Source organism: Paraburkholderia sp. RL17-381-BIF-C (assembly GCF_046026435.1).
GTDB lineage: Bacteria > Pseudomonadota > Gammaproteobacteria > Burkholderiales > Burkholderiaceae > Paraburkholderia.
Map to the genome: position 1 here is coordinate 1 of NZ_JARESX010000044.1, position 18,271 is coordinate 18,271.

The 18,271-nt window shown below is 59.8% G+C and carries 14 protein-coding genes; 10 read left to right on the forward strand and 4 right to left on the reverse strand.

All coding sequences use genetic code 11. The annotated features are described in order from the left end of the window. Window positions 1-9 precede the first annotated feature (9 nt). From hpnK to rpoD, 5 genes are all read left to right on the forward strand, one after another. Window positions 10-861 carry a hopanoid biosynthesis-associated protein HpnK gene (gene hpnK / locus P0D70_RS24140; RefSeq protein WP_408186352.1) on the forward strand — a complete coding sequence of 284 codons (852 nt, stop codon included), beginning with the start codon at window positions 10-12 and terminating at the stop codon, window positions 859-861. Beyond that, window positions 858-1,823, forward strand: a complete 966-nt coding sequence (locus P0D70_RS24145; RefSeq protein WP_408186308.1) for a lysylphosphatidylglycerol synthase domain-containing protein — start codon at window positions 858-860, stop codon at window positions 1,821-1,823. The genes hpnK and P0D70_RS24145 overlap by 4 nt, the downstream gene beginning before the upstream one ends. Before the next feature lie 553 nt (window positions 1,824-2,376). Next, a complete protein-coding gene (locus P0D70_RS24150) occupies window positions 2,377-2,679 on the forward strand; it encodes a DUF4148 domain-containing protein (RefSeq protein ID WP_408186309.1) in 303 nt (100 codons plus the stop codon). Window positions 2,680-2,958: 279 nt separating this feature from the next. Beyond that, complete coding sequence (locus P0D70_RS24155; RefSeq protein ID WP_408186310.1) at window positions 2,959-4,119, forward strand: porin; 1,161 nt, start codon at window positions 2,959-2,961, stop codon at window positions 4,117-4,119. Between the two features lie 291 nt (window positions 4,120-4,410). Continuing rightward, on the forward strand, window positions 4,411-6,276 hold the full coding sequence (gene rpoD, locus P0D70_RS24160; protein WP_408186311.1) for an RNA polymerase sigma factor RpoD: 1,866 nt from the start codon (window positions 4,411-4,413) through the stop codon (window positions 6,274-6,276). A gap of 184 nt (window positions 6,277-6,460) precedes the next feature. Here rpoD and P0D70_RS24165 read toward each other — a convergent pair whose 3' ends face one another. Continuing rightward, window positions 6,461-6,790, reverse strand: coding sequence for a DUF4148 domain-containing protein (locus P0D70_RS24165; RefSeq protein ID WP_408186312.1), 330 nt, complete (start codon window positions 6,788-6,790; stop codon window positions 6,461-6,463). Window positions 6,791-7,105: 315 nt separating this feature from the next. Between P0D70_RS24165 and P0D70_RS24170 the strand changes: the two genes are divergently transcribed. Then, window positions 7,106-9,289 (forward strand): FUSC family protein, encoded by a 2,184-nt coding sequence (locus P0D70_RS24170; RefSeq protein WP_408186313.1) that lies wholly within the window; start codon window positions 7,106-7,108, stop codon window positions 9,287-9,289. 305 nt (window positions 9,290-9,594) lie between these two features. Next, window positions 9,595-10,731 (forward strand): porin, encoded by a 1,137-nt coding sequence (locus P0D70_RS24175; protein WP_408186314.1) that lies wholly within the window; start codon window positions 9,595-9,597, stop codon window positions 10,729-10,731. A gap of 49 nt (window positions 10,732-10,780) precedes the next feature. Here the strand turns inward: P0D70_RS24175 and P0D70_RS24180 are convergent, their stop codons facing one another. Beyond that, on the reverse strand, window positions 10,781-11,440 hold the full coding sequence (locus tag P0D70_RS24180) for a LemA family protein (RefSeq protein ID WP_408186315.1): 660 nt from the start codon (window positions 11,438-11,440) through the stop codon (window positions 10,781-10,783). 317 nt (window positions 11,441-11,757) lie between these two features. On the opposite strand from P0D70_RS24180, the gene P0D70_RS24185 reads away from it, so the two are divergent. Continuing rightward, window positions 11,758-13,929, forward strand: a complete 2,172-nt coding sequence (locus P0D70_RS24185; RefSeq protein WP_408186316.1) for an EAL domain-containing protein — start codon at window positions 11,758-11,760, stop codon at window positions 13,927-13,929. A 469-nt stretch (window positions 13,930-14,398) separates the two neighbouring features. Beyond that, window positions 14,399-14,842: a hypothetical protein gene (locus tag P0D70_RS24190; RefSeq protein WP_408186317.1), complete on the forward strand. Its 444-nt coding sequence runs from the start codon at window positions 14,399-14,401 to the stop codon at window positions 14,840-14,842. A 71-nt stretch (window positions 14,843-14,913) separates the two neighbouring features. Here the strand turns inward: P0D70_RS24190 and P0D70_RS24195 are convergent, their stop codons facing one another. Continuing rightward, window positions 14,914-16,014: a polyamine ABC transporter substrate-binding protein gene (locus P0D70_RS24195; protein WP_408186353.1), complete on the reverse strand. Its 1,101-nt coding sequence runs from the start codon at window positions 16,012-16,014 to the stop codon at window positions 14,914-14,916. A gap of 56 nt (window positions 16,015-16,070) precedes the next feature. Continuing rightward, window positions 16,071-17,198, reverse strand: coding sequence for a DmpA family aminopeptidase (locus P0D70_RS24200; RefSeq protein ID WP_408186318.1), 1,128 nt, complete (start codon window positions 17,196-17,198; stop codon window positions 16,071-16,073). Window positions 17,199-17,350: 152 nt separating this feature from the next. Between P0D70_RS24200 and P0D70_RS24205 the strand changes: the two genes are divergently transcribed. Beyond that, window positions 17,351-18,154: a helix-turn-helix transcriptional regulator gene (locus tag P0D70_RS24205; RefSeq protein WP_408186319.1), complete on the forward strand. Its 804-nt coding sequence runs from the start codon at window positions 17,351-17,353 to the stop codon at window positions 18,152-18,154. Window positions 18,155-18,271: the final 117 nt, after the last annotated feature.

Genomic DNA, 18,271 nt, shown 5'->3' on the forward strand with positions numbered 1-18,271 from the left:
GCACGAGGCATGAACGACACTGATCGCTTGCGTCAACGGATGCTGATTATCACGGCCGACGACTTCGGCTTGCATCCTCGCGTAAACGAAGCGGTTGAACTCGCCCACCGGCACGGCGTCTTGACCGCAGCGAGCCTGATGGTGGGCGCGCCCGCGGCCGAGGACGCAGTTGCGCGCGCTCGCTCGCTTCCCCAGCTGTGCGTCGGCTTGCATCTTGTCCTCGCCGATGGCACGGCTCTACTGCCACGCGAGGTGATTCCCGCACTGGTGAACGCAGAAGGCCGGTTCGGCAGCAACATGGTGCGCGACGGCTTCCGCTTCTATTTTCTGCCACACGTTCGCGCACAGCTTGCTCTCGAAATTCGCGCGCAGTTCGCGGCGTTCGCGAAGACGGGCTTGCCACTCGATCATGTCAACACGCACAAGCATTTTCACCTGCATCCAACTGTGCTCTCGCTGATCATCGAGATCGGGCGCGACTTTGGAATGCGCGCGATGCGACTGCCGATCGAGCGCAATGCACCCCTCTGGTTGCGGCCATGGATGAGCCTGGTGCGCAGCCGGCTCGACCGCGCCGGCATCGCACACAACGACTATGTGGTCGGACTCGCGGACACCGGGCGCATGAGCGAATCGGCCTGGCTTGCCGCGCTCGAAGGGCTGCCGGGCGGTGTCGGCGAAATCTATTGTCACCCTGCCACACCGGGCGACGCTCCATTAACGCCCGGCATGCAGTCGTACCGTCACGCGGATGAACTCGACGCGCTGCTATCCCCGTGCGTGGCACAGGCGATCGGTGCCGCGGGTGCGACGCGGGGCGGTTTTGTCGATTTGCTCGCAAGGCGCGTGCAATCGACATGAAATGGCTGCGTTGGATAGGATTGCCGCTCGGCATTGCGATACTTATCGCGCTCGTATTGCATGAAGGTGCGGGCGATGTCATGCACGTCATCACTAAAGCCGGACTCGGGCTGCTGTGGTTGCTGCCGCTACACGCGTTGCCATTGTTGCTCGACGCCTACGCGTGGTATCTGTTGCTGGGCAAGCGGGCCTCGTTGCCGTTTCTCTGGTGGGTCGCGACCGTGCGCGAGGCGGTCAGCCGATTGCTGCCGGTCGCGAGCATTGGTGGAGAATTCGTCGGAATCGGCCTCGCACGCTGGCGCATCCGGGACGCGAGCGCGGTCAGTGCGTCGGTCGTCGTCGAGGTGCTGGTCACGATGGCCGTGCAATACGCGTTTGCCGCGCTTGGGCTCGTACTGATCGCCATATCCACGCATCAAGTCAGCGCGATAAAGACGATCGGGCTCGCTTTGGCGCTCTCACTGCCGTTGCCGGTCCTGACGGCCGTACTCCTTCGTCGTGGCCGGCTATTTCACAGGATCGAACGCTTCGCAGCGAGACTGTTGGGCCACGCGCACCCCTTGCTGCGCGATATCGACGGAAAGCGGCTCGATGCGGATATCGACGCACTGATGTCGCGCACGGGCCTGCTTCTGGGCGCTTTCCTCTGGCAATTCGCCGGCTACGTTGTGGGCGCGCTCGAAACATATTGGGCGCTGTCCATGCTGGGGCATCGGGTGTCGGTGAGCGGCGCGTTGGCAATCGAAGCTTTGACCCAAGCCGTGCGTCACGCGGCGTTCATGGTGCCGGCCGGTCTTGGTGTGCAGGAAGCAGCGGTCATGCTTCTCGCGCTGGTGGTCGGCGTGGATCGGGAGACAGCGCTATCGCTGGCACTCGTCAAGCGGGCACGCGAGGTAACATTCGGCTGCATTGCGCTTGTTTCATGGCAGGCGGCAGAAATCGTGCGCGGGCGCGTGAGGTGAATCGGAGCCGATGCCTTATCGGCTTCGATGTTTGTTACGGCAAATCAAGCCGCGCCGGCAGCACAGTACACACACAATCAAGGTAGAAAAGCATAGATGACGCAAACGCCAGTTCAGCCCGCTCCTTCACGTGATATGGGCGCACGCTCCGTTCAAGGAAGCGTCCCTGCGGAATGTGTCCTATGCGACTCGCCCGATCTGACGTATGCGCACGAGGGTGACATGTGCGAATCGTTGTGCTTTTCCAGCAATGAGCAAGCGCGAACAGCGCAGATCGAGGCTGCGCTGGCGGCTATTGTCGTGTGCAAAGACTGTGGTTTTGTTTGGGCAGTGCGCTAGGTTCGGCCACCGCCTGGTCGTTGCCATGCCGCCGATACGACTTTGCATGGCACATGCAGCCACTATTGCGAACTTTGTCTGAAACAGCGCGTTTTCGGAAACAATACTTTCCAGGCGCGACGGTTACCGATTCGAGAGGACATGGATAGACTGCGGCAGCCAATAGCAACACTGGCTGTCGCTCAAACCATTACGTCCCACGAGGCCGTTCAACATGAAGTCTACGTTCCAACATGGCGTGCTCAGCGCGTTCGTCGCACTTGCCGCCGCTATTCCCGCACTCGCGTTCGCACAATCGACCACGCCTCTTACGCGTGCTCAGGTAAGAGCAGAACTGGTTGAACTGGAACTGGCAGGGTGGCACCCCGGCGCGGGCAGCGACCCGCATTACCCGGACGACATCCTTGCCGCGGAAGCAGTAGTGGCTGCGCGTCATGCTGCCGGCCGGACGAGCGCACAGGCCGGATATGGTGAAGATGACCAGGGTACGTCGGAGTCCGGAGGACCCCGAAAATAGCTGCTTGTTGCGAGCCAACGCGCAAGAACCGTGTTGTGCGTTCGGCAGCAACGACGCAAGCCGGTGGCTTGTCTCCCGATGATTCACCTCTTCAAACCAGGTTGTTGCGCAGGTTGGAAAGGACTCTTCCGCTTTCGCTGATACGCGAAGAAATTTGGATCACTTAACGTTTGGCATCGATTAATCGAATGGCTTCATGCGGTGGCGCGTGAAGGCGTTGCTGGTCGACAAAAAACGAAGGTATTCAAACCATTCAACGGAAGGGGATTAGCGGTGGTGATGAAACGAATCTGCGTGGCGATGTCCGCAATCACGCTTGCGACAGCCGCACATGCGCAAAGCAGCGTGACGCTTTACGGGAAGATTGAAGATGGTTTCAATTACACGACCAACGCGCGAGGGCATGACGCGTTCCAGATGCAAAGCGGGTATGACTACGGAAGCCGCTGGGGTCTGAAGGGAACCGAAGATCTCGGCGCTGGATATCACGCTGTGTTCCAGCTCGAAAGCGGCTTCGACGTGAACACCGGCAAGATGGGTCAAGGCGGCAGGGAGTTTGGCCGCCAGGCGTTCGTGGGCATTGCGTCGGACCAGTACGGCACGTTCACCGTGGGGCGGCAATACGACCCTAGCGTCGACATGTTTTCGCCGATGACAGCGAACGGTAACTGGACGGGATATCTCTTCGCGCACCCTTACGACAACGACAACACCGACTATTCGTTCCGCGTCAACAACTCGATCAAATACGTCACGCCGACCATTCATGGTTTCACAGCCGAAGGCATGTACGCATTCAGCAATCAGGCGGGCGGGTTTTCGAATAACCGGCTGTATGGTTTCGGTGCGCAGTACCAGAACGGCGGCCTGCAGATCGGAGCCTCGTATCTCAAGCTGAATAATGCGAGTTCCGCCGTGGTTGCGCCAGCCAATTCGTCCGGCGCGGTGACCAGCGACAATACTTTCAACGCCCGGTCACAGCAGAACATCGGCATTGGCGTCAACTACACGATCGGAAAGGCGCTCGTCGGTCTCGCGTATTCGCATGTCGATGTTTATGATCCGACGGCCAATGCGTACTTCACGGGCACCACGCAACCTCCTGGCGGCACATGGAACGCGTGGAAGTTCGATAACTTCGAAGTGAGCGGTCTGTATCACTTCACCCCCGCGCTTTATCTCGGCGCATGCTACACGTACACACAGGCGCGGCTTTCGTCGACGGTCGGGCAATTCGATCCCAAGTGGCATCAACTTAGCCTGAAGCTCAATTACGATCTGTCGTCGCGGACATCTGTCTTTGCCGAGGGAGCCTATCAACACGCGATCAGCGCGAACACGGGCACTGACTTCGACTTCGCCAATATTCCAGGTTCGGCCGACGTATCGTCTGGACGTAACCAGATGGTTTATCGCGTTGCCTTGTTGCACATGTTCTAAGCCGCCAGTGTGAATTGGCCGGACCTCAAGTCCCCACCTTCGCCGCCGCCCTGACCGGCGCCGGCGAAGGGTCTTCGTACATTGCGGTGGACCCCGGTACAGAACCATTGTTGTCCAATCTGGAACTGAGGTTCTTTCGATGTCCGATTGATCTACCCGTACAAGACTTCTAGAATTTTTGCCTGAAGCACAAAGGCGCGAGCGCTCATCTGGCGCCGCGCCAGTGCGTCGGCGCCACCCAACGCATGCGGCTACGCGCGTCGACCTTGCTTGTGGAGGCATGCAGCCAGGATGGAGAAAGCGGTGCAAGTGTCGATGGAACAGGATTCAAGGGAAATACAGCTACGCGCGCTGATGAAGCTGGGCAAGGAGCGCGGTTTCCTGACCCACACGGAGATAGTCGACCACCTTCCGGATTGCGTCGCGGAGTCAGACGCCATTGAAGGCATCGTCAAGGCGTTCGGCGACATGGGTATTGCTGTGCGCGATACCGCTCCGGCCAGCGACACGCTTTTGCTGAACGACGCCGCCCAGCAATCGGCGCCCGACGATGTCGCCGAAGACGAAACGGCCACGGCGCTGACCATCGCCATATCCGAACCCGGACCGGCGGCCGACCCGATGCGCGCCTATTTGCGTGAAATGGGCGCAACCCCTCTCTTGACGCGCGAAGGCGAAATTGCCGTCGCGCGCCGTATCGAAGCTTGCTTGCGGGAGATGCTCGAGGTAATCGCCTCGCGTCCCGCCACGATCGAGGCGATCCTCGCGCGCGCGGATCGTGTTGCATCCGGCGAACTCGATATAGACGATCTGGTCGACGGAATCTTCGAGCCATGCGCCAATGAGGCGTTCCAGACAATGGAAGCTGGCGAGTCAGGGCAGGCCGACGACGGCATTGCATCCGATGAACCAGGCGCCACGGCCGAGGCCGACGAAGCCCGCATCAATCAGTTGACGGCGAGTTGCAAGGCGATCTTTTCGCAGGCACGCGAACGGCTTGCCTTGTGGCGGGCAGCGGTAGCCGGAGGAATCAGCCAGCGCGATACGGCACAGGCCATGCTCGCGCTGATCGCATCCACAGTCGGGCAGATTCGCTTCAGTGCGCGCACAATCGGCGAGCTCAGCGCCGAAGTCCGGCAGGCGGTCGAGGAGATTCGCGGCATCGAAAGAAACGTTTTGCGGCTCGCCGTGGATCAAAGCGGCATGCCGCGCGACGTGTTCGTTAGTACGTTCGTCGGAAGCGAAACGGATCCCGGCTGGCTTGCACGCGCGGCCGCCGCGGCACCGCTTTGCAGTGCGGCGTTGATGCGCTGCGCGCCTTCGATTCAAGGCCAGCAGGAAAAGCTGACCCGGATCGAGGCGCGCGAAGGCTTGTCGCTGCAGGAACTCAAGCGGATCAGCAAACGGATGAACGTGGCGGATCGCGCGCTTCAGGAAGCGCGCCGCGCGATGATCGAAGCCAATCTGCGGCTGGTCGTTTCGGTCGCAAAGAAATACGTGCAGAGCGGCATGCCGTTGCTCGATCTGGTTCAGGAAGGCAACATCGGCTTGATGAAGGCAGTGGACCGCTTTGAGTACCGGCGTGGCTTCAAGTTCTCGACGTATGCCACCTGGTGGATTCGTCAGTCAGTTTCGCGAGCGATTGCGGACTATGGCCGCACGATACGAGTGCCGGTCCATATGGCGGACGCCATGCACCGCGTCAAGCGGGTGGCGGGCGAAATGCGTCAGGAAACGGGGCGGCAAGCCCGTTCCAGCGAACTCGCGGCGCGCCTGGGCATGAGCGAGGACAAGGTGCGCAACGTGCAGAAAGTCACGAGACAGCCGGTTTCGCTCGATATACCGATCGGCGAGGAGGCAGACACTACGCTTGGCGAAATGGTCGAAGATCCCTCCGCACTCGCCCCGCTCGACGCCCTGCTGCAAGCCGATCTGCGTGTGGCAATCGACGCGGCGCTGGGTGTGCTGACGCCGCGCGAGGCGAAGGTGATCAAGCTACGCTTCGGCGTCGATGCGGTTTCCGAACACACACTGGAAGAACTCGGCGATCAGTTCGACGTGACCCGTGAAAGGGTGCGCCAGATACAGAACAAGGCATTGCAGAAACTGCGTCACTCCGACGGGATCAACACCTTGAAAGGCTATCTGGAGCATTGAGCCGTTTGGCGGAAGATTGAGCCGCATGGTATGCGGCTCAATCGCGCTCGCTTTGGAGTATTTGTTTGGTTTTGGTGGTACGCAAATGAGCCGTTCGCCGCGAGTCGCAGTCATACGCGACCCGCAACGCTGGCGGCGCAGTGACCCTCGCGGCCCTGCGCCCTCCATTCCGCACGGTCTGTCCTTAATGCTTGGTGTAAAGCGATTGCCTGTCCAGGCTGGCCGCCGGAACCGCGGCGCGGCTCGTGCCTGTTGCCGAGGTGCCGACCGTCGCGCCGCCGTACGAGGCTGCCGAGGCCTTTTGTGCGGCGACCTTGGCTTCCGCGGCCTGGATGTCGGCGGGATACGTTGGATCTTCGCCGCGCGCCGGGTTGTAGCCGGCCTTTTCAAGTTCGACGAGTTCGGCGCGCACCTGGGCGCGCGTTACCGGCTGATCGGATTGTTGTGCAAACGAAATTGCCGGTGCCGCAAGAATGGCGCTGATAGCAACAACCGGGAAAAGCGACCTGAGCATGATTGACCTCATCTGTGTTTGATTGATATGACTCATTTTATAAAGGATGACGTAATAAATTAGCCGCCTCGGGTGCAATGGTCCCTTGGTGGATGAGGATAGATCGAGCGAGCCTGCTGATCTCTCCCGGTCCGTACGCGCGTGAATGACGTGGGCCGCACGGGCGCATTGTTACCCTGGCGACAACGGAGGTTCCCTAAGAGCCCGCTTAATACGCGTATTTGGCGGTCCTAGAATGGACATTCTTCCCTTGGCGACGGACGAAGCCATGACGCGGTTCAATTCCGTAAAGGGCAACCACCGCCGCGTTTTCCTATGGACCTCCGATATTCACGTAGTCCCTCATTGAGCCAAAGAAACGAGGTTTCGCGCTGGCTGAGGCTGGCGAGAAAGGCGTCGTCCCATTGGGCGCTCAATGACGGTCTGATCTGGTTGCACCTGTTCAAGACGGTGGCGGCAGCGCTGCTGGCGCTCGGCATCGGGATGCTGCTCGACCTCCAGCAGCCGCGCACCGCGATGACGACGGTCTTCGTTCTGATGCAGCCCGTCAGCGGAATGGTGCTCGCGAAGAGTTTTTACCGGGTAATTGGCACGGCTGTCGGCACCGTGTTTGCGATTCTGCTCGCGGGCGTCTGCGTGCAGGACCCGGAGTTGTATCTGTTCGGACTGACCTGCTGGATTGGGCTGTGCACAGCGGCGGCGGTTCGAAACCGGCACTTTCGGTGGTATGGCTTCGTGCTCGCCGGTTATACGGCGGCGCTGATCGGCGTTCCTGCGTTGATGCAGCCGAACACGATTTTTCTGGCCGCGCTGACACGCGCTGCTGAGGTATCGATCGGCATTCTGTGTTCGACCGCGGTGAGCGCGCTCGTCTTCCCAATCAAGGCGACGACCACTTTATTCCGCACGTTGAAGCGGCGAACCATCGAGTTCACGGATTTTGCAGCCGGCGTACTGTCGACGGCATCATCGGCGGATATGTTCGAGAAGCGCTTTGCCGCACTCGTCGACGAGATCGTCGGATTCGAAGCGACCCGCACCTTCGCCTCGTACGAAGACCCCGACATGCGTGCCCGGGCGGCACGGCTCGCACGACTGAATAGCGACTTCATGAATGCGTGCGCCCGCCTGCATGCGCTGCACCAACTTCTCAAACGATTGCACAGCAGCGGCGCGGCAGAAACGATCGCCGCCATTTCCCCGTTTCTCGACGAACTCTCCGTGCTGCTCGTGGATGTCGGCAAAAAGCTGCAAAAGGGGGAGGCCGACATGTCGGCGCTACTGGAGCGAATCAAGGGTTTCCAGAGCGGTCTCGCGCGGCGTGCGCGCGAAACGCAGCGGGAGATCGAACGGGTCGCGCCACGCTCCATGCTGGATTACGTCACCGCAATGGAGTTGGTTCACCGGTTCGCCGGCGAATTTCTGTCGTATTTCGACATTTACCTCTCGTTGGCCAATTCGCGCAAACATGCGCTTGACCGGTCGCGCGTACGGTACGAACCACAAACCAGTCCGTATGTTGTTGGACTCGCATTCGTTCGCACGGTATTGGCGGTCGGCGCCGCGAGCTGGTTCTGGATCGCTTCCGGCTGGCCCGGCGGCAGCTTTCTGGTGACGGGCGCGGCTATCACCTGCGCACTGAGTTCGACCTCGCCCGTGCCGCCAAAATTCACCTTGCAGATTGCAGCTGGAGCCGCGCTCTCGATTCTGTTCGGCTGCGTGTTCCTGTCTCACGTCTATCCGAACATCGATGGGTTTCCGCTCTTGTGCGCGGCGCTTCTGTTGCCGCTCGGCCTCGGTGCGTTCCTCACGGCGCGGCGGTCCACGGCGGCATACGGTGTCGGCTTCGCAGTGTTTTTCTGCTTGCTAGCCGGGCCCGACAATGTAATCGACTACGCTCCCGACGTTCTGATGAACAACGGCCTGGCAATTCTCACGTCGATGCTGCTATGCGCGATCGCGTTCGCGGTCATCTTTCCGCCTCAAATGCCCTGGCTCGTCGAGAAGATCAAGCGTCACTTGAGGGGGCAAGTCACAATGGCATGCACCGCGCCACTGCCCGGACTCGACGGGCGCTTTCAGTCGAGCACTCACGACCTGATGTCGCAACTGCGCACGCTGCTCATCACGCAATCGCATCGACATCGCGACGCGTTGCAATGGATGCTCGCCACTCTCGAAGTGGGGCACGCGGCCATCGACCTGCGTGGCGAATTGCAACAGGCGAACGAAATGAGTGGCCGGACGACGAAGCCTCGCTGGCTTGCTTCGATCGATCTTGCGGTGCGCGCGTTGCCGGTGCTGTTCGATCAACCCAATGCGAAGCATCTGAGAAGTGCGCTCGCAACCGTCAACGTGGCGATCAGTACGGCGCAGATCCGGCTGGAGGAGTTGACACCCCATACGGCGGAGCGCTATCGGATGCTGAGGATAATCGGTTGCCTGCATTTCGTTCGGACCGCACTACTGGATCGCGACGCGCCGTTTCCGCGCGACTGAGGGTGGGGACGCGTTGCGTATCGCCATTAGCGCTGTGTGGTGGAAGAGTGCTTTACACATTGGCACCTGTATGGGCGCGATAGTGCGGTGGTAAAAAGTCGAGCGCCATATTCGCTCAACAATCGAATGCCATTGAAATCAGGTCATGGAGACCACTGACCGGCATCGATACCAACCCTACGCGTCATTCAATGAACAATTACAGGCAATCGGCCAGAAGCCGAGCCATTGCGCTTTCCGCGCACTTCGGGGACAAACGCGGACACCGCCGCGGTGCGAGTCGTCACGCGCGGTTGCGAGTTGCTGTGGTTCTGGCTTTCACGTCGCCATTCGTGCATGCGCAAGCTTCGTTGCGGCTGACAGGATCGATGGACGCCGGGATTGCATACGTTAGCGATGCAGGCAACGCGTCGGGACATCGGTCGGCCTGGCAAGCGAAGAACGGCGACGTCAACATCAGCCGCTGGGCGCTGACGGGCGAAGAACCCATTACCAGCGACCTGAATGCGCTCTTTACGCTGACCAACGGCTTTTCCGTCATGACGGGTACAGCCGCGCAGCAGGGCCGGCTGTTCGGGTTCCAGTCGTTCGTCGGGCTGGCCTCGAAGCGTTCAGGGACGGTTACGTTAGGCCGTCAGTTCGACGCGGTGGTTCAATACGTCGAGCCTTTCGCACTCGGTGGGACCGCTTACGGCGGAACAGCCTTCGCGCATCCGTACGACAACGATAATCTGGATAACTATACGCGTACGAACAACTCGGTCAAATACTCGAGCCCGGAGTTTCACGGTTTGACTTTCGGTGGAACGTACGGCTTTTCAAACAAGGCCGGGGCTTTTGACGACAGCCGTGAGTACAGCCTGGGCGCCAGCTACCACTATGGCGGAATGCGCGTGGGCGCAGGTTACTTCCAGTTCAACCACGCTTCGAATCTCGCCACCGCCAACACGAATGGTGCTGAGCCGGCGGGTGCGCCTTTTAACGCCGACCGTCAACGAACGTATGCGGTGGGAGGAAACTACCGGTACGACAACGCACTCGTCGGACTCGTGCTGAGCGAGACGCGGCTCGACAACGCGACGTCGATCAACAACGTCGCCGACACGGCCATTTCGTTGCCGCACGACGACATCCGTTTCGAGAACGCCGAAATCAACTTGCGCTACTTCATTACGCCTAAGTGGCATGTCTCGGCAAATTACGTGTTTACATACGGTCGCTTCGACACGCCTACTGGCGTGCGCTATCCGAAATGGCACCAGCTTGGGCTGTTGAACACGTACTTCCTGTCACCGCGAACGGATGTGTACGCCGAAGCGTTATACCAGCGAGCGAACCAGTTGGAGGGAACGGGTATTCAGGGTGCCCAGATTTCTAATTTTTCTCGCGCCTCAGGGGCGAATCAATTCGTCGCTGCTGTCGGTTTGCGTCATCGCTTCTAACGCAACGCCGCTTGCTCATCGCCGGTGACATGTGGGGTGCCTTTGGCGGCTAGACGCGTAGAGCACCGCGCAGTTCCCGGAAATCGATGTGCGGCAGGCTCCCCGATGGTCGACGGTCTGCCACACTGAATACAGGTTTGTCGTGTTCGGCGCACAATTTTGCCGCGATGTTATGCGGGAACGTGTGCAATGCCGCATTGTAGATCTGGGCCGCTTCGTCGTAACGCGTGCGAGCGGCACCGATGCGTGTCGCCCAAAGGGCGAGGTTGCCCTGAAGCGCGCGGAACGTGGCGTCCGAATTGAGGCGCGGCTCGGATTCGGCTTCGACCATCAGCGCGGACACCGCTTCGGTAAGCTGCCTTTGCGCAACGTCGAAACGTTCGAATGCTATGGGACTATTTGCCAGCGCAGGCGTGGCCTCCACGGCGACGATCTGGGCGCGGACACTCGCCACCTCCGCGAGTACGGACGTCCCGTGTTTCAGCCTGGCCTGTGCGATTACTGTCACCTGGTCGACGAGCCGGAGCCGCTGCGAATAGAGATCCAGCACCTCGCTTAATGATGCCTTGAGTTCGGCGTCGTTCGGCGGCGCAATATAGGTGCCGCAGCCACCTGTTGCCAGAAGCGCGAAGGCAGCAGCCATGAAGCAAACCGTTTTCGTAAACGATCGGGTTGCCACATTGAACGCTGCGATCAGCGCCACTGTCATCGCGATTCCTTTCTGGTGACCAGAGGTTAAAGGAGTAGTCGCCGTGCGGCTTTGTCCCCATAACCCGCGACTTCGACCAGGTTAGACGAAGCGGCGCGGTTGAGTTTGACTACGATCAAGCGCGACGCGCTGCATCGTTGAATATGGCTGAATATGGCGTTTGTCATGAGGGAATACGCCGATGCCCTATGATAGGGTTCACGTACATCCATTCATGCGATGCTGGGAATGCGGCCGTCTCATCGAAACCGCCTTGTTGGCGCCGGTGCTCGTCGCCGGATATGCGTCGCACTACCGACAGAAGAGACTGCAAGCTTATGGCGAATCCTGCGCAAAGCAGCGGCGCAATCAATCATTTGATGGATGACGAAGCGGATCTTTACGATCCAGCGCGCCGGCTCATTTTCAGCGATCTGTTGAGCGCGATGACCGATCACGCCGCGCACATAGTGGACGCCTTTTATCTGAAACTGGCCGCACTGCCGAGGTCGAAAGCCATTCTCGAAGCGCTGTCGCCAGACGAACTGGAACACCTGAAAGCGAAGCAGCAGGACACGCTGTTGAAGATGGCGTCCCCCGATCTGACTGCACGGGAACATCGTGAAATGGCGTTGAGGGTGGGTCGCGTGCACGCGATTGTCGGCCTCGATCGCGAAGAACTGGTGCGCAGCAGGATCATCCTCTCGACTGAGATTCGTCGTTTGGTCGATACGGCGCAGCATAACGAGGCATTATCGCTGCTGGCGCGCCGGTTGACGCGCGATCTCGCCTTTCAGACCGAGGCCTATCAACAGGTCCAGGCGTCGCGGCAGCAGGTTCTCATGTCGCTCACACGTGTGGCGTGGGAGGCCGAAACTTATACCGAACTGATCGGCCTCACGGTGAATCTCCTTAGCCGGCACGAAGAAGTCGCGGGATGTTCTGTTGGCCGCCCTGACTCACAAGGCGTGTTTCGGTTCGAGTCCGCGTCGGGCGGGGCGATCCGCACGTATGTTTCGCATGTCGAGGCCGGCAGCGAGCAGCAGATCACGACAGACCCGATGCAGCCGCAAGGGCAGGGGCCGGCAGGGCGCGCATGGCGCAGCGGCGAGGTGCACCGGGTTGTCGATATTGCAACGGATCCGAGCATGGAGCCCTGGCGGGAGCGCGCCGAAACAGCGGGTTTTCGCTCCAGCATTGCCATTCCGTTGCGGCAGCCCGGCAAGACGGCGAATGCCATTCTTTCGCTCTATAGCCCCTACCCGGGAGGCTATTCGTCTGAAGATCAGAGTGCGTTCCTTGCCATGCTCCAGAGTCTGCTGGGGCTGGCGATCGACAGGATCGAGAACTTCGAAGGTCGCACGCGCACCGTTCCCTATACGCAGCGGCAGCGCTGGACCGAGCTTCTCCACTCTGACGCGTTAATGATGTATTACCAGCCTTTGCTCGACATCAGGACGGGGGAGGTCACGAAGATCGAGGCACTCGCCCGCCTGCGTGACGGCGCACATGTTCTAAGTCCGGCCGCATTTTTTCCAGTCATGTCGTCGAACGACTTTTTCGACCTCTATGTCAGCGGCCTGAACCAGGCGCTCGCGCAAAGAAATGTGTGGTTGGAGGACGGCATCGACCTTGCCGTCTCGATCAATCTGCCGCCCGCCGCACTTAGCGATGTCCGCTATTTCGCGGCGACGCAGCACGCGCTCACGCAGCACGGCTGCACACCGCATGTTCTCACGCTGGAGGTGCTGGAAACCGACGATCTGCCCGCGAGCAACGACGTTCTGCAGGCACTGAACCGCTTCAAGGCGCTGGGCGTGATTCTCGCGGAGGACGACCTGGGTTCCGGTCATAGCAGCCTGAATCGTCTGCGGCAGTTGCCGTTCGACTGGATCAAGATTGATCGCAATATCACGAACCTCGCGGACCAGGATGCCAATAGCGTATTGCGCTTTATCTATCAGTTGACGAGACTCGGCCACTCGCTCGGGAAGTCGGTGGTGGTCGAAGGTATCGAACACGTCGATCTGCTCGACGCGATCGGCATTCTAGGCGCGGATGCCGTGCAAGGCTACGCGATCGCTGAGCCGATGCCCGCCGACCAGCTGGCAAACTGGCTGGCGACGCGCCCAAGTACACCACGCACGCCACATGGCCTCGATCGCAACAGCGCATTCGTGAAGCTGGCGCAGTTGCTGATCTGGGAGGAGCGGCTGCATCTCGTGTCCGAGGACCGGCACGCATTGAGTCGGCTGGCAGACATCAGCAATACGGCGTCTGCGTCGAACGCCGGCGGCACGCTTCCGGAAGCGCCGCTCGCGTCCGCCTGTCAGATCTGCCCGTTCTCGACTTTCTTCTCCGATATGGATTCGATCTTCCCGGCCGGATTCGCCGATCAATCCGCCAAGCGCGCATTTATCGATACCGCAATCAACCATGGACCGCGCAGTGAAGCTTACCTGCTCGCTAGGGACGCGGTCGTCGAAGCGATTCTTGCGACAGCGGCGTGAGCGGCCGGTTTTCCCCGACCGCGATCAGACAGTCAGCCGCTACCGTGCTGTCCACTGCTCCCACGCAAGCAGCGCATCAGCACACTGCTTCGGCGCCAGCAGAGAAAACTCCGTGCGTTCCCGATTCATCAAGGCCGATAGACGGCTAGCGCGATGGCATGCCTTGTGCTCTTTGTCTTGACGAGAAGAGCCGGATCGCTCTGCGTTTTCGAGTCGGCGTCAGGCACTTTGCGATCAAACCCGCTATTGACAGTTTGCGGCAAGCGTCTCGCCGTTGGCGGGGCAGCGTGCAATCTCAAACGCCGGGACGGATTTCCTTTCGGTCGGGCAGCACGGGTAAGGGCCGCGCCGCCCCTTAAAAGCCCACGCCACAGTAAGAGAGAGTACCTTTCGATAATGGATTCCGCCCGGTTGCCCTCCCGCGAGCAGTCGGCTACCTTGAACCCAGTCCGTTATCGGAGGATCTGCCGTGAATACCAAGCAAAGCAAAAAGGAACACCTCGACGCTGCTGCATCGCATCATGAGCAAGCAGCGCGATTTCACCGGGAGGCGTCGCAGTATTACGAGGCGGGCAAGGATTACGATCACGCCGCCCACCAGGCGGTATTGGCGCAAGGCCATGCACTATTTGCCATCGCAGAGTCCAATCTCGCCGCCAAACATACCGGCGCGCCATTGCCGCCAGGGTCCATTGAAAGCGGTTTGACTGCCGCAAAACATCATGCCGCCGCGTCGGAACTTCACACGCAGGCCGCGCAGCACATGCGCCGCGCTGCAAAAGTTTTTGACGACGATCGCAGCGCGGTTGCCCATGAAACGCAGTTGGGGTTTTCTCTTGCCTCGCGCGCGGTCGCGCACGGCAACGAGGCAGCCAGGCAATATGTCGCGTCGCTACGGGAAAAAAGCGCGTGATTTTTATCTGTCGGCGATGCGCGTGAGCACTTCACGAACAGAGCGGCAATGCCATAGTCTTCGGGGCGGGCTCAGCGTCCTGCTTTGAGCTGTGTCCACAACCTGTTTTCCAGGCGAAGAATCTCGGTCGGCAGCGGTAACGACAGCACCAGCGATTTCATTCGCTCACCGCTCGGATAGACCGCTTCATTCGAGAGGATCTCCGCATTGACAAAAGTACGGGCCGCAGCGTTAGCGTTCGGATAAAAGACGTGATTGGTGATCGCCGCACTGACTTTAGGCTGAAGGATGTAATTGATCCATTGCATCGCGGCTTCTGGATGAGGCGCGTCTTTCGGCACACCCATCAGATCGAACCACAGCACGGCCGTGCCTTTCGGAATCACGTAGCGAACTTCGTAGGCGCGATGCGCCTCCTGCGCTCGCCGCTTGGCGATCCCGACGTCGCCCGACCATGCGAGCGCGAGGCAGACGTCGTTATTGGCCAGGTCGTTGATATAGCCGGAGGAATTGAACTGGGTGATATAAGGACGAATCGTCTTAAACAACTGATAGACGGCCTGGTAGTCAGCAGCGTTTGTGCTGTTCGGATCCTTATGCAGGTAGATCAGCCCAACCGAGAATGCGTCCTCGGGCGAGTCGAGTACAGAAACGCCGCAGGATTTGAGTTTGGATAAATACTGCGGGTTAAACAGCAAGTCCCAACTGTCATACGGCGCGTCCTTGCCGAGTAGTTGCGTCACTTTCGTTACGTTGTAGCCAAGGCCGTCCGTGCCCCACGACCACGGCACCGTGTACTGATTGCCCGGATCGGCTGACGCAAGCATTTTCATGAGCCCTTGATCCAGATTGGCCAGATTGGGAATCTTGCTCTTGTCGAGTTTCCGATAGACGCCCGCTTCGATCTGCCTGGCAGCGTATGCGGACGATGGCACCACCACGTCGTAGCCGGATGAACCGCTAAGCAGTTTCGCCTGCAAAGTGTCGTCGCCATCGTAGACGTCATAGCGCGTGTGAATGCCCGTTTCCTTTTCGAAACCGGAAACTGTGTCATCCGCGATATTGTCCGACCAGTTGTAGACGTTCAGTTCGTCTGCTTTCGCATGATGTGCGCTCATGGCCATCAAGCCTGCCGCGGTGAGAATGCTTGTGATGAGATAGCGGGGAGACATAGTGCCCTTCCGGTAGTAGTCAGGTGTTTTGCTTAACGGGGATATGGCGAAGCAGGTCAGCCCGCGAACTGATGCATGACAGGATGCGAGTCGTGGCGCCAACCGGCCTGCTTCAGCGCTTCCAGAAGCCGCGCCGCGCCGAGCGCGTGCACATGAACGCCTTGTCCATGCATATCGTCGGCCGCGAATAGCGCGTTGAGAATCGCCTCTTCAACGGCGTCCGCAGCGGCGACGAAGAGCGGTGAAATGAAATCACCGTTGACGCCCAGCACGCTCATAAGACGCTCGCCCCCCATGCCGTAATCCGCAGGCGGGATAGCATGGTTACCCACTGAAAAAGCGACGAAGATGTCACCGCTCGCATATTCAGTACCGCCGCCCACGCGAGCGAGCCCAATGCTCGCGCGTCGCGCGAGTTGGTTGCATTGATGCGGAAGCAGCGGGGCGTCGGTGGCCAGCGTCACCACGATCGATCCCATCCCCGGCACGCCTCTTTGGCGCGCGCCGAATGGCGAGGGCACTTCCCGTAACGCGTCGCCAACGGGATATCCGGCTACGCGAAGTGCCTCGCGGCGGCCGTAGTTCGCCTGGACCAACGCGCCGACCGTCCAGCCCCCTTCATGCGCTTCCAGTCTGCGAGAACTCGTTCCGATACCGCCTTTGAATTCATGACAGATCATGCCGGTACCACCGCCGACCGAGCCCTCGGCGACCGGCCCGCTCGCTGCTTGCGCCTGCGCTTCGTGAACGTGTGCCGCGGTGACATGCTGCCCCCAGATGTCGTTCAACACGCCGTCAAAAGTTTCCAGCACGACGGGCATGCACCAGTACTGGCTTTCGCCGACCGATGAGCGCTCGGCGGCGACTAGCGCATCGCGAACTACACCGACGCTGTGCGTGTTGGTGTAAGCGATCGGCGTGGACAGCAGACCTGACTCGCGAATCCATTCCAAACCGGTCGCGTCGCCGTTTCCGTTGAGTATGTGACAGCCGGCAAAGCATGGCTCGAGCCGCGCCATGCCAGGGCGTGGTTCGATGACCGTGACACCGGTTCGAATCGAGATGTCTTTCCGGTTTTCGACCAGGGTACGATGACCGACTCTGACGCCTTGCACGTCGGTGATGGCGTTGAACGGGCCAGGCGTGCCGTGACCGATCCGAACGCCGATGTTTCTGACACCCATAGGTTTGCTCCTGTATCGCTGCGAACTGCCCGTCCACGCGTATGCGTCGGGGTACTGCGATACTAGGGCGCGAGGCTGCGGGTGAACATCAGGCCGAAGGGCTAGAACGACAGTGCGATCTACCCTCATAGGGGTAGTTGGAGGAGATAGACATGCAGCTTGACGTGTCGGACGTGGCATTTCATCAACGGCTTGGACGTCTGGTTCAAAAACTCGACGACAAGCAGTTCTGGACTGCGCTCACGGATTTATTGCGTGGAGTGACCCACTTCGACAATTGGGTGGCGGTGATCTTCTGGACCGGCGACAAACCGAGATTGATAGCCGAGGCTCAGACGCGCGTGCCACACGACGAGCTATTCCACGGATATTTGAACGGCGTTTATTTGCTTGACCCGTTCTACCAGTTCAGTCTGGGTGCAATCAGCCCGGGTGTGTATTGTCTCGACGAAGTTGCGCCGGATCACTTCCGCGAGACTGAGTACTTTCGCCGCTATTTTTCGATCAACGTACTCGAAGATGAAGTTCAGTTTCTCGCGCCGCTGCCGGGCGGGGGGACATTGTCGCTATCGTTAGGCAGCAAGCGGCGCTTCAATTCCTCCGAAATCGGCACGCTCTGTCTTTACAGCGCGTGGATCATTCCATTGATGTGCCATGCCGTGACGGCGCAGGCCGGTGCGCTCGCGCCGACTGCAGGCACGACGGCGGAAAGCGACCGAAGCCTTCATTTCGAACAGGCCTTGCGCAAGCGCTCCACCGAATCGCTGACCAATCGTGAGATTGAAATCGCACTGATGATCCTTGCGGGCCATTCGACCAAGAATATGGCGCGGTTGCTTGGGGTGTCGCCTGCGACCGCGAAGGTTCACCGGCGAAACCTCTATAGGAAACTGGATATATCGTCGCAGGCAACGCTATTCCTGCTCATCCTTGACGAAGAGCCGGAAGCGCTCTGATATCAGGATGTTCTTATGCGGCGAGTGCCTCTCCGACTCTCCATTCGACAGCACAAGGGAAATCGTCGAGAATCGGTTGTAGTCACCACGCCGAACCGCCTTGCGTATAAGGTCGGC

Coding starts and splice junctions, on each gene's coding strand:
- P0D70_RS24150 (WP_408186309.1), top strand. CDS start 2,377: ATGAAGTCTACGTTCCAACATGGCGTGCTCAGCGCGTTCGTCGCACTT.
- P0D70_RS24200 (WP_408186318.1), bottom strand. CDS start 17,198: ATGGGTGTCAGAAACATCGGCGTTCGGATCGGTCACGGCACGCCTGGC.
- hpnK (WP_408186352.1), top strand. CDS start 10: ATGAACGACACTGATCGCTTGCGTCAACGGATGCTGATTATCACGGCC.
- P0D70_RS24145 (WP_408186308.1), top strand. CDS start 858: ATGAAATGGCTGCGTTGGATAGGATTGCCGCTCGGCATTGCGATACTT.
- P0D70_RS24180 (WP_408186315.1), bottom strand. CDS start 11,440: ATGACAGTGGCGCTGATCGCAGCGTTCAATGTGGCAACCCGATCGTTT.
- P0D70_RS24155 (WP_408186310.1), top strand. CDS start 2,959: ATGAAACGAATCTGCGTGGCGATGTCCGCAATCACGCTTGCGACAGCC.
- P0D70_RS24170 (WP_408186313.1), top strand. CDS start 7,106: ATGGACCTCCGATATTCACGTAGTCCCTCATTGAGCCAAAGAAACGAG.
- P0D70_RS24185 (WP_408186316.1), top strand. CDS start 11,758: ATGGCGAATCCTGCGCAAAGCAGCGGCGCAATCAATCATTTGATGGAT.
- rpoD (WP_408186311.1), top strand. CDS start 4,411: ATGGAGAAAGCGGTGCAAGTGTCGATGGAACAGGATTCAAGGGAAATA.
- P0D70_RS24195 (WP_408186353.1), bottom strand. CDS start 16,014: ATGTCTCCCCGCTATCTCATCACAAGCATTCTCACCGCGGCAGGCTTG.
- P0D70_RS24165 (WP_408186312.1), bottom strand. CDS start 6,790: ATGCTCAGGTCGCTTTTCCCGGTTGTTGCTATCAGCGCCATTCTTGCG.
- P0D70_RS24205 (WP_408186319.1), top strand. CDS start 17,351: ATGCAGCTTGACGTGTCGGACGTGGCATTTCATCAACGGCTTGGACGT.